The sequence below is a fragment of the Pseudomonas sp. AL 58 genome, from assembly GCF_036348395.1.
Classification (GTDB): domain Bacteria; phylum Pseudomonadota; class Gammaproteobacteria; order Pseudomonadales; family Pseudomonadaceae; genus Aquipseudomonas; species Aquipseudomonas defluvii.
Genome location: NZ_JAZBQR010000004.1, coordinates 255,488 through 269,012 on the forward strand (window position 1 = coordinate 255,488; position 13,525 = coordinate 269,012).

Here is a 13,525-nt window from a genome sequence, read left to right on the forward strand (position 1 = left end):
GGGTTCGCCATCGTTTTTCCCTGAAAGGACCCCGCCATGCGCTACGCGCTCGTCCTGTCGTTTGTTGCCGCCCTGCTCGGTGGCTGCGCCAGTCATAAACCTGAAGATTTCAACGGCATCTGGATCAACCAGAACGCCATCGATGCAGCCGCCAAAGGCGGTAACCTGCGTCAGGCCTTGCAAAGCAACGGCCCGAACCTGGAGTGGCGTATCAATACCGCCGCCAACCAGGCCCTGGTTACCAGCGGCTTTGAACTCAGCGAAGCTAAACTGCAGCCCGCCGACAAGGGCTGGAACGCTGTGTTTTATCCCAACTACAGCATTGGCCTGACCCTGGATGGCGACGAACTGGTCCAGGCGGCCAGCGAAAACGACCCAGAGCAGCGCTTCCATAAAGCCGACAAGCCACAACTCGACGCACCGCCCCGCACGACGTTTGAACTGGCCCTCTATGAGGCCTACCTCAAGGGTGACTGGTCAATCGTCGAAGGCCCAGGCCAAGGCGCGACCATGAAGTTCAGCCCCAATGGCAGCCTTGAGGGCATGCCGAACCTGGACCGCTACGCCCTGTGCCTGGACGGCGACTGCGCCACCATGACCGGCGAGTACGACAGCCTGTGGCTGGAGAAGAACCAGCAGGGTAGCCCGTGGATCTTCAAGCGTGATGGCAAGACACTGGAAATTTTCCAGGCCATCAACCAGGCACGCGACGACGAGATGCCTGAACTGCGTCCAGGCGCCCGCCGCTGGCTGCTGGAGCGCAAGTAAACCTGGGGCGCGTCAATCGCGCCCTGCAAGGATTGCCGCGTAGCCTTCCCGATAACTCGGGTAACGCGGGACCCAACCCAGCGAGCGTGCTCGTGCGTTCCGGCAGCGCTTGCTGCCCGTGCGCCGCACGCGCTCCTGTTCCGACCATTGGGTGACACCCAGGTATTCCCGCAACCAGGCCACCACTTCGAACAGCGGTGCTGGCGCGTCGTCCACACCGATGTAGCAATCTTCCAACGCCCGCCCCTCGCTGTCCGCCTGCAACAGGTACGCCAGCAACCCGGCAGCGTCCTCGGCATGAATCCGGTTGCCATACAGTGGTGGCGTCTCGGTCACCCGGTAACCTTGGCGCACCTGCGTCAACAACCACTCACGCCCAGGGCCATAGATACCGGTCAGACGCACAATCGTCGCCGGTACGGCGCTGTTCAGGGCCACCTGCTCGGCTTCGAGCATCAGCCGCCCCGAATAGCCCTCAGGCTCAGTGACCGAGGTTTCATCAACCCACTCCCCATCCTTTTGCGCATAGACACTGCTACTGGACACAAACAGCAACCGTCGTGGCTGCTGCCCCTGTTCGCCAAGCCAACCCAGCACATGCCGCAAGCCATCGACATACGCCGCCCGATAACCCGCCTCATCGTGCTGGCTAGCCGCCACGCAATAGACCAGATAGTCCGGCGCAACCTTTGGCCAGGCGGGCGGGCAGGTCGCATTGCTCAGGTCAGCAGCAATTCCGCTGACACCTGCAGGCAACTGCGCGATGTTTCTGCGCAGGCCGCTTACCTGCCAGTGCGCAGCTTGCAATTGGGTCGCCAGGCGGCCACCGACATCGCCACAACCGACAATCAAAACAGAGGGCGCAGACATCTCGAAACTCCGGTTATCAAAGCCACAGCCTATCTGCGAAAATCGATAGGTAGCTAGAGAATATGGAAGAAAGTTACTTTATTACTTTTGCTAACAAGAATTACTTGCAATAATGGCAACCCAATTTGTTCTCGGCCTGCCTCGAGGCCTGGAGAGCATCCACCTCTTTCTTTTTCATCAGGTCGGGCCAGCATGACACGTATCCCTTCTTCCGCTTTGCCAACCCCGTCGCGCGCCTGGCGCACTATCGCCGCGCTGATGTTCAGCCTGGTACTGGCGCCTGCGGCCATGGCCGATGAGCCAGCTGTACAACACAGCTCGCCAGCGGCAGCGGTTGCCCCTGCTGCACCCGCCACGCCTGGCGCCGAAACAGCTGCCGAATCCGCCACTCCTGCCGTAGCACCACTCGAAGGCCACGCCAGCGAAGGTGCAGCAGCCGTTGCCGAAGACACCAGCCTGGGCATGGCCCACGATCTGTCGCCGTGGGGCATGTACAAAAACGCCGACGTGGTGGTCAAGGCGGTCATGATCGGTCTGGCCATTGCCTCGATCATCACCTGGACCATCTGGATTGCCAAAGGCCTGGAGCTGATGGGCGCCAAACGTCGCCTGCGGGGTGACATCGCCCTGCTGAAGAAATCCTTGAGCCTCAAGGAAGCCAGCAGCGTTGCCAATACCGAAGGCACCCTGGCCCACCTGCTGGTCCATGATGCCCTCGAAGAAATGCGCCTTTCGACCAATACCCGCGAGAAAGAAGGCATCAAGGAGCGTGTCAGCTTCCGCCTGGAGCGCCTGGTCGCCACCAGCGGTCGCAACATGAGCAGCGGCACCGGCGTGCTGGCAACCATCGGCTCCACTGCCCCCTTCGTCGGGCTGTTCGGTACGGTCTGGGGCATCATGAACAGCTTCATCGGCATCGCCAAGACTCAGACCACCAACCTGGCTGTGGTCGCCCCCGGCATCGCCGAAGCCCTGCTGGCGACGGCCCTGGGCCTGGTTGCAGCGATTCCTGCGGTGGTCATCTACAACGTCTTCGCTCGCTCCATCGCCGGCTACAAGGCACAGGTTTCCGACGCGTCGGCCCAGGTACTGCTGCTGGTCAGCCGCGATCTGGACCAACAGCCAGGCGAGCGCATCGCTCAGCCACACATGGTGAAAGTGGGGTAAGCGATGGGCCTGCATCTTAACGAGGGCGGCGACGATCTCGCCGAAAACCACGAAATCAACGTCACGCCGTTCATCGACGTGATGCTGGTGCTGCTGATCATCTTCATGGTCGCAGCGCCCCTGGCCACCGTCGATATCAAGGTCGATTTGCCCGCCTCCACGGCCAAGCCGGCACCGCGGCCGGAGAAGCCGGTCTTCCTCAGCGTGAAGGCCGATCAAAACCTGTATGTCGGCGACGAGCAGGTTCAGCGTGAGCAACTCGGCGCTGTACTCGACGCCAAGACCAAAGGCGACAAGGACACCACCATCTTCTTCCAGGCCGACAAAGGCGTCGACTACGGAGACCTGATGGAGGTGATGAATGCCCTGCGGGCGGCCGGCTACCTGAAGGTCGGCCTGGTCGGACTTGAGACGGCAGCCAAGAAATGATCAAGACGCGGCATAAACTGACGCGTTACGGCGGTAGCCTGGCGATTGTGCTGGCGGTGCATGCCGTTGCCGTCCTGCTGATGCTCAACTGGTCGGTGCCTCAGGCCATTGAGCTGCCACCGGCAGCAATGATGGTTGCAATGGCCCCGATGCCCGAGCCGGCACCACCGCCTCCGCCCAAGGTCGTGACACCGCCACAGCCACCGGCACCGGTCGAAGCCCCGCCAATGCCGAAACTGGCCGAGGCGCCAAAGCCGAAGATCGCCGTACCAAAACCGGACAAGCCAAAGGCGAAGCCACAACCACCGAAACCGGAGAAAAAGCCGGAGCCTGTGGAGCAAAAGCCGGCAGAAGAGAAAGCCGTCGATACACCGCCAAGCACCGCGCCCGCGCAGCAATCCGCCGCGCCCAAGCCGAGCATCGCGAGCAACAGCAACGCCCTGCCCACGTGGCAAAGCGACCTGTTGCGCCATCTGGGCAAGTACAAGCGCTACCCGGAAGACGCGCGTCGACGTGGGCTGCAAGGCATCAACCGGCTACGTTTCGTGGTCGATGGCGAAGGAAGGATTCTGTCCTACTCCCTGGCCGCTGGTTCGGGCAGTGCAGCGCTGGACCGTGCGACGCTGGACATGATCCGCAAGGCTCAACCGGTACCCGCGCCGCCAAAAGAGCTTCTCAACAATGGCAGTATCGAAGTGGTTGCCCCATTCGTTTACTCGCTGGACAGACGCTGAACGGGTAATCCTGTCATAAACAGGCAAGTCTGATAACGTGCGTCTATCGAGTGCAGCCGCTATGCTGGGGCCGCAACTTCTTGGACGCACGTTATGACCCTTACAGAATTACGCTACATCGTCACCCTCGCTCAGGAGCAGCACTTCGGCCACGCCGCCGAACGCTGCCATGTCAGCCAACCGACCCTGTCGGTGGGCGTGAAAAAGCTGGAGGACGAGCTTGGCGTACTGATTTTCGAGCGCAGCAAGAGCGCCGTGCGCCTCACGCCGGTGGGTGAAAGCATCGTCGCGCAAGCCCAGAAAGTACTGGAGCAGGCTCAAGGCATCCGCGAGCTGGCCCAGGCAGGCAAAAATCAGCTGACTGCACCGCTGAAGGTCGGCGCCATCTACACCGTCGGCCCCTACCTGTTTCCGCACCTGATTCCGCAACTGCACCGGGTCGCCCCGCAGATGCCGTTGTACATTGAAGAAAACTTCACTCACGTGCTGCGCGACAAGCTGCGCAATGGCGAACTGGATGCGGTGATCGTTGCCCTGCCGTTCAATGAAGCCGATGTGCTGACCCTGCCGCTGTACGACGAACCGTTCTACGTACTGATGCCCAGCGAGCACCCCTGGACGCAGAAGCAAACCATCGATGCCAGCCTGCTCAACGACAAGAGCCTGCTGTTGCTGGGCGAAGGTCACTGCTTCCGAGACCAGGTACTGGAAGCCTGTCCCACCCTGAACAAGGGCAGCGATGCGGCCAAGCACACCACGGTCGAGTCCAGCTCGCTGGAAACCATCCGTCATATGGTCGCCTCCGGCCTCGGTGTCTCGGTGCTGCCACTGTCGGCGGTCCACAGTCATCACTATGCACCCGGCATCATTGAAGTTCGCCCGTTGAGCCCGCCAGCGCCGTTTCGCACCGTGGCCATTGCCTGGCGTGCGAGCTTCCCGCGGCCAAAGGCTATCGAGATCCTCGCCGACTCGATCCGCCTGTGCTCGGTGGCCAAGCCACCCGTCAGCCAGTAAGCAGCCATGACCGAGTTGTCCAAGGTATCGGTCACTGCGCTGAAGGGCGTAGGCGAAGCCATGGCGGAAAAGCTCGCCAAGGTCGGTCTGGAAAACCTTCAGGATGTGCTCTTCCACCTGCCACTGCGCTATCAGGATCGCACCCGGGTCGTCCCGATCGGGGCCTTGCGCCCTGGCCAGGACGCCGTGATCGAAGGGGTGGTCAGCGGTGCCGACGTGGTCATGGGCAAACGCCGCAGCCTGCTGGTGCGTCTGGGCGACGGCAGTGGCGTGCTGAGCCTGCGCTTCTATCATTTCAGCAATGCGCAGAAGGAAGGCCTCAAGCGCGGAACGCACCTGCGCTGCTACGGCGAGGCCCGTCCGGGCGCATCAGGGCTGGAGATCTACCACCCGGAGTACCGCGCCCTTACAGGCGATGAACCGGCACCGGTGGAACAGACCCTGACACCGATCTACCCCACCACCGAAGGTCTGACCCAACAGCGTCTGCGCCAGCTCTGCCAACAGAGCCTGGCGATGCTTGGCCCGCGCAGCCTGCCCGACTGGTTGCCCGAGGAGCTGGCCCGCGACTACCAACTGGCACCGCTGGACGATGCGATCCGCTACCTGCATCACCCTCCCGCCGATGCCGACGTCGACGAACTCGCCCTGGGCCAGCACTGGGCTCAGCACCGCCTGGCCTTTGAAGAGCTGTTGACCCATCAGCTATCCCAGCAGCGCCTGCGCGAAAGCCTCAGGGCCCAACGGGCTCCCGCGCTGCCCAAGGCCAGCCGGCTGCCACAGCAATACCTGGCCAACCTGGGCTTTGCTCCCACCGGCGCCCAACAGCGGGTCGGCAACGAGATTGCCTACGACCTGAGCCAACCCGAGCCCATGCTGCGGCTTGTTCAGGGGGACGTCGGCGCTGGCAAGACCGTTGTTGCTGCGCTCGCCGCCCTGCAGGCCTTGGAGGCCGGCTACCAAGTGGCACTGATGGCGCCGACCGAGATTCTGGCAGAGCAGCACTTCATTACCTTCAAGCGCTGGCTGGAGCCACTGGGGATCGAAGTCGCCTGGCTGGCGGGCAAGCTCAAAGGCAAGGCACGTGTTTCAGCCCTGGAGCAGATCGCGGGCGGCGCACCGATGGTGGTTGGTACCCACGCCCTGTTCCAGGACGAAGTAAAGTTCCACAACCTGGCGCTGGTGATCATCGACGAACAGCACCGCTTCGGTGTCCAGCAGCGCTTGGCGTTGCGCCAGAAAGGCGTGGGTGGCCGGCTCTGTCCCCATCAACTGATCATGACCGCAACACCCATTCCACGCACCCTGGCCATGAGCGCGTATGCCGACCTGGACACCTCGATCCTCGACGAGCTGCCGCCTGGACGTACCCCGGTCAACACCGTACTGGTGGTCGACAGCCGCCGCCTTGAAGTGGTCGAGCGCGTGCGCGCCGCCTGCGCTGAAGGCCGTCAAGCCTACTGGGTCTGCACCCTGATCGAAGAGTCCGAGGAGCTGACCTGCCAGGCCGCCGAAACCACCTTTGAAGAACTCAGCAGCGCCTTGGGCGAATTGCGCGTCGGCCTGATTCACGGGCGCATGAAACCTGCGGAGAAGGCCGCCGTCATGGCCGAATTCAAGGAAGGCCGTCTGCAACTGCTGGTGGCGACGACGGTCATCGAAGTCGGCGTAGACGTCCCCAACGCCAGCCTGATGATCATCGAGAACCCCGAACGCCTTGGCCTGGCCCAATTGCACCAGTTGCGCGGGCGCGTGGGCCGTGGCAGTGCCGTCAGCCACTGTGTGCTGCTCTACCATCCGCCGTTGTCGCAGATCGGCCGCGAACGCCTGGGAATCATGCGGGAAACCAACGACGGGTTCGTCATCGCCGAAAAAGACCTTGAGCTGCGCGGTCCTGGCGAGATGCTGGGTACCCGTCAGACCGGCCTGCTGCAGTTCAAGGTCGCCGACTTGATGCGTGACGCCGACCTTCTGCCTGCTGTGCGCGATGCGGCGCAGGCACTATTGGCTCGTTGGCCAACACATGTCAGCCCGCTGCTCGAACGCTGGCTGCGCCATGGCCAGCAGTATGGCCAGGTGTAATCCGCCCGACGGAATCGATCCAGCTCACGGTGCAAGCTGGTTATACTCTCGCGACTGTAAAGAATTTGGATACAGACCATGACTGAAGTTGCACTGGACGCCGCAACCCCCCAAGCCCCGTCTGTTATCCGGTTGCTGCTCGACAAACTGGATATCGCCTACCGTGAAGTGACCGAGCACCCACAGCTGCCGCCCGAGCGTCGGGTGCAGGCTGTATTGCTCGACGATGCAGTCGGTGCGCTGATGGTGTTGTTTCCGCAGAACCAGCTACTGGACCTCAAGCGCCTTACCGAACTGACCGGGCGTGATCTTGCCGCCGTGCCGTTGAAACGCCTGGAGCAGATGCTGGCCAAGCACGGCCTGAAGATTCTGCCGGGCATTCCAGCCCTTACCAGTTCGCCCTGCCTGTACGAAGAAAGCTTGCTGGACGTGCCGAGCCTGCTGATTCATTCAGGTGAAGCCGGCGTGCTGCTGGAAATTGAACGTGACACGTTCAAGAGAATGCTCAGCAAGGCCAGTGCCGGGCGCTTCGGCGAACTGCTGAGCAGTATTCAGCCCAACCTCGACCGCCCGGATGATGACCGCGAAGAGATCACCCAGGCTGTCCATGCCTTCACCGCACGGCGCATCCAGCAGCGTCTGGAATCGACCATCGAGATTCCACCGCTGGCAGAAACGGCGCAGAAGATCATCAAGTTGCGGGTCGATCCCAACGCCACCATCGACGACATCACCGGCGTAGTGGAAACCGATCCGGCATTGGCTGCTCAGGTAGTCAGTTGGGCAGGATCACCGTACTACGCTTCACCGGGCAAGATTCGCTCGGTGGAAGACGCGATCGTCCGCGTGCTGGGCTTCGACCTGGTGATCAACCTGGCACTCGGTCTGGCCCTGGGCAAAACCCTCAGCCTGCCCAAAGATCACCCACAACAGACCACACCGTACTGGCAGCAATCGATCTACACCGCAGCTGTCATCGAAGGCCTGACCCGCGCCATGCCTCGTGCCGAGCGGCCGGAGGCTGGGCTGACCTACCTCGCCGGGCTACTGCACAACTTTGGCTATCTGCTGCTGGCGCATGTGTTCCCGCCGCATTTCTCGCTGATCTGCCGGCATCTGGAGGTCAACCCGCACCTGTGTCACAGCTATGTCGAGAAGCATCTGCTGGGCATCAGCCGCGAACAGATCGGCGCCTGGCTGATGCGTTTCTGGGACTTGCCGGACGAACTGGCCACGGCCCTGCGCTTCCAGCATGACCCACATTACGACGGTGACCACGCTGCATTCCCCAACCTGGTTTGCCTGGCCGTTCGCCTGCTGCGCGCCCGCGGCATCGGCTCAGGGCCGGAAGAAAGCATCCCGGATGAGTTGCTTGAGCGCCTGGGCATGAGCCGCAGCAAAGCCGAGGATGTGGTCAACAAGGTACTTGAAGCCGAGTCGCTGTTGCGCGAGCTGGCCTCACAGTTCAACCAGACCTGACCACGTGGCCTGGCCCTCGGCGGTCAGGCCTGCTTTTTCGGTTTCAGGAACTTGGTCAGGCCTTGGAACCAGACCACCAGGGCCGGATTACCCTTGATCTGAATGCTCTTGTCCTGAATCCCCTGCATGAACGCCAACTGCTTGTTCTTGGCCTGCAACGTAGCGAAGCCGTAGGCCGCATCCTTGAAGGCTATCGCAAACGCCGGCTGCGGATGGGTACCAGCCTTGCTGCTGACGCGCAGGTCCTTGACGATGAAATGCCGAGCGACCTTGCCGTCCAGGGTCTGCAGTTGAAACACCAGGTTCTTGTCGGTCAGTTGCTGCTGGAACGCCGGGTTGTTGCGACTGGCCTTGGCCATGAGCAATCCCAGAGCCCAGAGAAGAAAGCGAAACTTCATGTGCACGCCTCGGCTAAAAAGTGACTGGCGAAGCAGTTTATAGTCTCGCTGCGAAAACACCATACGCCTTCCAGCTTTTCACAAAGGCGCCCGGCATTTGTCGTGAAAGCCGCCAAAACGGTGTGTTTCAATAACACGCCGCCCCTGCCACGGCACCTTGGTCGGTCAGGCGTTGCACGCTGGCGTCAGCGCTCTCGACGCCCTTTTCCTGAGCCAGTCGGTAGCACGCCAAAGCACGCGACAGGTCACGTCCTTGCAAGTCGCCTTGCTCATAGTGGTTGGCAAGAATCGGCAAAGTCTCCCAGCCACCCATTTTTACCGACTTGATCAACATTGCCTCGGCCCTCGCCGGGTCCAGGCACGGCCCGTCACGGGTATCGTCAGTGCCATTGCAGTAGAACTGTGCCAGCAACGCGGCGGCCACCGGCAGGGTTTCCGCCGCGCGGCTCAGCAGTTTCTCGCTGACCTCTGCACTCAGGGCCGGCGCCATGCCGGAAAAGCCGAGGCTGACAGCCTCCAGGCTGGCCTGTGGATTGCCCGAGGCCGCTGCGCAGAGCTTGTTCTGCAGTGCCGCTTCAAAGAATTCGGTGGTCGGTGGATAACGCTCGACACCACCCAGCCCCTGAAAAATCCCGCTCTTGAGGTAGCAGATCTCTTCAGCACGGCTCATGTTCGGCATACCGCTGACTGCCAAACGGTTTTCATCTACCGACCAGTCCTCCATTGCCACCAGCGTCCAACACCCTGCGTACTCAAACAGGTAGGCCTTGATCGCCTCGTTGCCTGCCCGCTTGTCGTCTACCCGAACATGACGGGCGTCGATCCGTTGTACCTCCACACCCTTCATGCCTGTATCGGTAATGGCCGACATTAACGGCAACGCCAACTGATCGCCCTGCAACACGCGGACGCTGGGTTGTGCGGAGTCGCCGACGACCTCAAGTGTCGTGCTGAAAACGCGCCCGGCACTGGCCTGGCGCTGCACGTCGATCGTTTGGGAAAAGGCCCGGAGAAACTCAGTGAAGTCAGTTGCCGCACATACCGCGGGGGCGGCCACGGCAGTGATGGAGAACGCGCACAGCCACAACATGGCCAGGAACGATGCGGTAATGAAGGTAGCGGGTGTCATGGGAGCTGAATCGTCCTGATTGATTAGCGCGTATTACCGCGGCTGCGCTCCATGGCGCGCGCGGGAATCAGCCGTTCCTTGCCAGCGGCCTGCATGGCCGCAATATAGGCGGTGTAGTAACCCGCTGCCTGGCTTGGCTTGTACAAGCCCCACAGCGCATCGGCGATATTCAGTTTCAACACCACGCGCTCAGGCACCACGCGCTCGACCTTGCTGAACAGCTCATACGCCGACGCCTGCCAACTCGCCTCCTGCAGGGCGTAACCGAGATCGTTGTACAGCGGCGCGTTGCTTACCGTCAGGGGTTCATCATGCAGCAACTGCGCGACCCTTAGGCTCAGGTAGCTACTGACTGCTTCAGTGTCCTTGGCCTTCAAGCGCTCAAGGACAATCCTGCGCGCCAGCTTCAGCGAGTCCCGCTCACGGCCTTGCACCCGCTCTTTGAGCTTCTGCGTTGCCAAGGGTCGGCTGATGTACCAGTGGTAGTTGATCCAGTAGATGGCCATATTGCCCTCATACCCGGACAACACCTGCGAAGCCGCCTCATCCTTGACCAGTGCATCCGCTATCCAGGTGTATACGAAAGCGCGATACTCCCAGCCCTTGATCGCGTAGGTGTCAAAGCCTGAATGATCAACCGGCCACCGGCAGAGCACCACAAGGTAGGGCTTGGTGCTGTCGACCGTATAGGCATCGACAACCTCTGGGTTGCCTTGCTCAGGCAGGCACTTGTCTGGCAGCGCTTCAGTAAAGCCCTCGGCGCCTTGCAACTGACCTTGCCAGCCCATGCCCGTGTCGCTCGCCAGGCGCTCGAACTGCACCTGAGTGGCGCCCTTGAAGCTGGGTGTCAGTTGAAACTGCCGTGTCTCGGCCTGCGCCAGAAGCGGCAACAGAGCCCATAGCAGGCTTAGGCCAATAGACTTCACGTGTTCACCTGCCCTGACACATCGACGTTTTGCCGGGCAACCGATGGCCGACGACGGGCAAACACCTGCTCAAGGCCTATCGCCAGTAACGTCACCCCGCCGGCCAGGCAGCTGAAAAACCCGGCCCGCACCGGATGATCCGGCAACAGCCAGTACAGAATCAGTGCGACCATCGCGGCGTTGAGTAACACCTTGAGTTTCCAGCGAGGGAGCAAGGCAATCGCCGTGCTGAACACGATCAGGGTATAGAACACCAACCAGACAATGCTGCCCGCCGCCACCCCTCTGGCGGTGAAGCCGCCATAGCGCTGCTTGTACAGCGTGACGCCATAATCGTTGAGCAACAAGAACAGAAAACCGGCAAGACCATAGATGAGCACTACCTTTAGCCAGCGAATCATCTAGGCCACCCGAGTGTTCATGTAGTAGGTACCAACAATGTGCAGCGCCACCACGGTTGCCAGGCAACCAAGGATCAGCACCCGTAGCCAGGCCCTGTGCCACAAACGCGGGTTCAGGCCACACAGCAGGCCGATCAGGCAGGCAATCGCCAGCGAACCGAACAAGTCGCTGTCGGCCAACCCAGCCAGGTAGCCCTTGAAGTAGTCGTCATCAACGTACATCCGCGCAATGCTCCATGGGCAAGGCCAGGGGAAAATAATCGGCGCAGAACAGGGGGAATACAGACAGGCCCGCAGCAAGCAGCGACCGCATAGGCGGGTCGTCTTGTGGGGATATAACGCAGTAGGCGTATGCCGCTTCTTCCCTGAAACGCGTTGCGGCCAATACACCCTATCGGCCGAGGCGACGTATGCTAGTGAGAAGCCGGGGAGCAGGCAAATAAAAACGGGCGCCGCCTGGGCACCCGTTTTTCATGGCATCAGTTGCCAGGAGGCATCATGGGTTGACGCTGTCCTTGAGGAACTTGCCAGGTTTGAACGCGACGGTATTGCTGGCCTTGATCTTCACCGGCTCACCGGTTTGCGGGTTCTTGCCCGTGCGGGCACCACGGTGGCGTTGCAGGAAGGTACCGAAACCCACCAGGGTCACGCTGTCTTTACGGTGCAGGGCGCTGGTGATCTCTTCGAGTACGGCGTTGAGCACGCGATTGGCCTGCTCTTTGGTAAGGTCAGCCTTTTCAGCAATAGCTGCGGCGAGTTCTGGTTTACGCATAGTGAAGCCTCTTTGACGGATTTTTTGTTGTTATGCCGTGCTGCTCCCAGGGAGCAGCGCCCAAGGGGCCGCAGGCTCTAAACTGCGGCAGACGGGTGTGAGAATGGCACGCCGCCCAAAGCCGCGCCAGTCTCTGAGCGACCTTTGTGTTGGCAAAGGAGAGGTAAATCCGACAAAACGCCCGGCATTCACGCCATCAGCGCGGGCAACTGGCGGTTCAGCGCCAGTTTTTCCATCACCGCAGTGCCGGTCAGTGCGTAGCCCAACAGGTTCCCCTCGGCATCATGGCACAGCACCTTGAGGTCAGCGCCCTGCCCTTCGACCTGCCATTGCCCCTCGCTGCCACGCGGCGGCGGTGAAATCACCAGCGGGCATACCGGTGTTTTCACCGTGATCGGCATGGGCCCATAGCTAACCGTTGTCAGCGTGCCCGCGAGGGTCTGGGCCAAGGCACGGGCACAGCTCATCAATGGCATCACATAGAGCAGGTTGAGCCCATCTACTTCGGCACAGTCGCCCAGCGCGTAGATGTTCGCATGTGAGGTGCGCAATGTACGGTCGACCACCACGCCACGGTTCACCACCAGGCCCGCAGCCGCAGCCAGATCAATACGTGGGCGCAACCCGACCGCCGATACCACCAGGTCGCAGGCAATCACGCGGCCATCGGACAGGTGAGCTTCCAGGCCATCCGCTGCGCGCTGCAGACGGGTCAGTACTGGGCCAAGGTGAAAGCGCACACCCAACCCCTCCAGGCCAGCCTGCACGGCTCGGGCCGCCGCCGGGTGCAGCAGGGTGGGCATGACCTGCTCGCACGGCGCGACCAGCTCGACCTGATAACCACCGCTGCTCAGGTCGTTGGCGAACTCGCAACCGATCAGGCCGGCACCGAGAATCAGCACGCGCTGCTTGCCTGCGGCAGCAGCCCGAAAGCGTGCGTAGTCTTCCAGATCGTTGATCGGGAAAATCGCCTCGCTCGCATCGCCGTCGACCGATACCCGCACGGTTTCCGCGCCCCAGGCCAGGATCAGGTCGCGATAGGCCACGGCCTCTTCGCCAATCCACACCCGCTTGTGCCCTGGATCGATGCCGCTGATACGGGTATGCGTGCGCACTTCCGCCTTGAGCTGTTCAGCCATGGCGCCAGGCTCGGCCATGCTCAGGCCATCAGCATCCTTGTGCTTGGCAAAGCCGGTAGACAGCATGGGCTTGGAATAGGAGCGCCCATCATCGGCGGTGATCAGCAGCAACGGCGTTTCGCCGTCGAGCTTGCGAAACTCACGGGCGAGGTTGTATCCCGCAAGACCCGTACCGACAATCACCACTGGAGCCGTCATGAAGTGCTTCCTTGTACGT

General features: G+C 61.5%; 15 protein-coding genes. 7 read left to right on the forward strand and 8 right to left on the reverse strand.

The annotated features are described in order from the left end of the window. The first annotated feature begins 36 nt into the window (after positions 1 to 36). Positions 37 to 768 (forward strand): hypothetical protein, encoded by a 732-nt coding sequence (locus UIA24_RS06560; RefSeq protein ID WP_099776352.1) that lies wholly within the window; start codon positions 37 to 39, stop codon positions 766 to 768. A 12-nt stretch (positions 769 to 780) separates the two neighbouring features. On the opposite strand, the gene UIA24_RS06565 is transcribed toward UIA24_RS06560, so the two are convergent. After that, positions 781 to 1,638, reverse strand: coding sequence for an SDR family oxidoreductase (locus UIA24_RS06565; protein WP_102052720.1), 858 nt, complete (start codon positions 1,636 to 1,638; stop codon positions 781 to 783). A 192-nt stretch (positions 1,639 to 1,830) separates the two neighbouring features. Here UIA24_RS06565 and exbB point away from each other — a divergent pair, with 192 nt between their 5' ends. The 6 genes from exbB to UIA24_RS06595 all read left to right on the forward strand — a co-directional run bounded on the left by exbB (position 1,831) and on the right by UIA24_RS06595 (position 8,543). Then, entirely contained in the window at positions 1,831 to 2,805 is a 975-nt protein-coding gene (gene exbB / locus UIA24_RS06570) for a tonB-system energizer ExbB (RefSeq protein WP_330522465.1), read from the forward strand. Positions 2,806 to 2,808: 3 nt separating this feature from the next. Continuing rightward, positions 2,809 to 3,234: a TonB system transport protein ExbD gene (gene exbD / locus UIA24_RS06575; RefSeq protein ID WP_099776357.1), complete on the forward strand. Its 426-nt coding sequence runs from the start codon at positions 2,809 to 2,811 to the stop codon at positions 3,232 to 3,234. After that, positions 3,231 to 3,968, forward strand: a complete 738-nt coding sequence (locus UIA24_RS06580) for an energy transducer TonB (RefSeq protein ID WP_065758137.1) — start codon at positions 3,231 to 3,233, stop codon at positions 3,966 to 3,968. Before exbD ends, UIA24_RS06580 begins: the two co-directional genes overlap by 4 nt. Positions 3,969 to 4,061: 93 nt before the next feature. After that, a complete protein-coding gene (locus tag UIA24_RS06585; RefSeq protein ID WP_065758136.1) occupies positions 4,062 to 4,982 on the forward strand; it encodes a hydrogen peroxide-inducible genes activator in 921 nt (306 codons plus the stop codon). Between the two features lie 6 nt (positions 4,983 to 4,988). Further along, complete coding sequence (gene recG, locus UIA24_RS06590) at positions 4,989 to 7,064, forward strand: ATP-dependent DNA helicase RecG (RefSeq protein WP_330522466.1); 2,076 nt, start codon at positions 4,989 to 4,991, stop codon at positions 7,062 to 7,064. Between the two features lie 78 nt (positions 7,065 to 7,142). After that, a complete protein-coding gene (locus UIA24_RS06595; RefSeq protein ID WP_330522467.1) occupies positions 7,143 to 8,543 on the forward strand; it encodes an aminoacyl-tRNA deacylase and HDOD domain-containing protein in 1,401 nt (466 codons plus the stop codon). Positions 8,544 to 8,566: 23 nt separating this feature from the next. On the opposite strand, the gene UIA24_RS06600 is transcribed toward UIA24_RS06595, so the two are convergent. From UIA24_RS06600 to UIA24_RS06630, 7 genes are all read right to left on the reverse strand, one after another. After that, entirely contained in the window at positions 8,567 to 8,941 is a 375-nt protein-coding gene (locus UIA24_RS06600) for a helicase (RefSeq protein ID WP_065758164.1), read from the reverse strand. A gap of 127 nt (positions 8,942 to 9,068) precedes the next feature. After that, positions 9,069 to 10,070: a sel1 repeat family protein gene (locus UIA24_RS06605; RefSeq protein ID WP_330522468.1), complete on the reverse strand. Its 1,002-nt coding sequence runs from the start codon at positions 10,068 to 10,070 to the stop codon at positions 9,069 to 9,071. A gap of 23 nt (positions 10,071 to 10,093) precedes the next feature. Then, positions 10,094 to 10,996: a hypothetical protein gene (locus UIA24_RS06610; RefSeq protein WP_330522469.1), complete on the reverse strand. Its 903-nt coding sequence runs from the start codon at positions 10,994 to 10,996 to the stop codon at positions 10,094 to 10,096. Continuing rightward, on the reverse strand, positions 10,993 to 11,397 hold the full coding sequence (locus UIA24_RS06615) for a hypothetical protein (protein WP_330522470.1): 405 nt from the start codon (positions 11,395 to 11,397) through the stop codon (positions 10,993 to 10,995). The genes UIA24_RS06610 and UIA24_RS06615 overlap by 4 nt, the downstream gene beginning before the upstream one ends. Next, positions 11,398 to 11,619: a hypothetical protein gene (locus UIA24_RS06620; RefSeq protein WP_099776369.1), complete on the reverse strand. Its 222-nt coding sequence runs from the start codon at positions 11,617 to 11,619 to the stop codon at positions 11,398 to 11,400. A gap of 274 nt (positions 11,620 to 11,893) precedes the next feature. Continuing rightward, entirely contained in the window at positions 11,894 to 12,169 is a 276-nt protein-coding gene (locus UIA24_RS06625) for an HU family DNA-binding protein (RefSeq protein ID WP_065758133.1), read from the reverse strand. Between the two features lie 188 nt (positions 12,170 to 12,357). Then, a complete protein-coding gene (locus tag UIA24_RS06630; protein WP_330522471.1) occupies positions 12,358 to 13,506 on the reverse strand; it encodes an NAD(P)/FAD-dependent oxidoreductase in 1,149 nt (382 codons plus the stop codon). Between the last annotated feature and the right edge of the window lie 19 nt (positions 13,507 to 13,525).

Excerpts from the sequence above, each read along its gene's own strand:
- UIA24_RS06560 (WP_099776352.1), top strand. The coding sequence starts at position 37 with ATGCGCTACGCGCTCGTCCTGTCGTTTGTTGCCGCCCTGCTCGGTGGC.
- UIA24_RS06565 (WP_102052720.1), bottom strand. The coding sequence starts at position 1,638 with ATGTCTGCGCCCTCTGTTTTGATTGTCGGTTGTGGCGATGTCGGTGGC.
- exbB (WP_330522465.1), top strand. The coding sequence starts at position 1,831 with ATGACACGTATCCCTTCTTCCGCTTTGCCAACCCCGTCGCGCGCCTGG.
- exbD (WP_099776357.1), top strand. The coding sequence starts at position 2,809 with ATGGGCCTGCATCTTAACGAGGGCGGCGACGATCTCGCCGAAAACCAC.
- UIA24_RS06580 (WP_065758137.1), top strand. The coding sequence starts at position 3,231 with ATGATCAAGACGCGGCATAAACTGACGCGTTACGGCGGTAGCCTGGCG.
- UIA24_RS06585 (WP_065758136.1), top strand. The coding sequence starts at position 4,062 with ATGACCCTTACAGAATTACGCTACATCGTCACCCTCGCTCAGGAGCAG.
- recG (WP_330522466.1), top strand. The coding sequence starts at position 4,989 with ATGACCGAGTTGTCCAAGGTATCGGTCACTGCGCTGAAGGGCGTAGGC.
- UIA24_RS06595 (WP_330522467.1), top strand. The coding sequence starts at position 7,143 with ATGACTGAAGTTGCACTGGACGCCGCAACCCCCCAAGCCCCGTCTGTT.
- UIA24_RS06600 (WP_065758164.1), bottom strand. The coding sequence starts at position 8,941 with ATGAAGTTTCGCTTTCTTCTCTGGGCTCTGGGATTGCTCATGGCCAAG.
- UIA24_RS06605 (WP_330522468.1), bottom strand. The coding sequence starts at position 10,070 with ATGACACCCGCTACCTTCATTACCGCATCGTTCCTGGCCATGTTGTGG.
- UIA24_RS06615 (WP_330522470.1), bottom strand. The coding sequence starts at position 11,397 with ATGATTCGCTGGCTAAAGGTAGTGCTCATCTATGGTCTTGCCGGTTTT.
- UIA24_RS06620 (WP_099776369.1), bottom strand. The coding sequence starts at position 11,619 with ATGTACGTTGATGACGACTACTTCAAGGGCTACCTGGCTGGGTTGGCC.
- UIA24_RS06625 (WP_065758133.1), bottom strand. The coding sequence starts at position 12,169 with ATGCGTAAACCAGAACTCGCCGCAGCTATTGCTGAAAAGGCTGACCTT.
- UIA24_RS06630 (WP_330522471.1), bottom strand. The coding sequence starts at position 13,506 with ATGACGGCTCCAGTGGTGATTGTCGGTACGGGTCTTGCGGGATACAAC.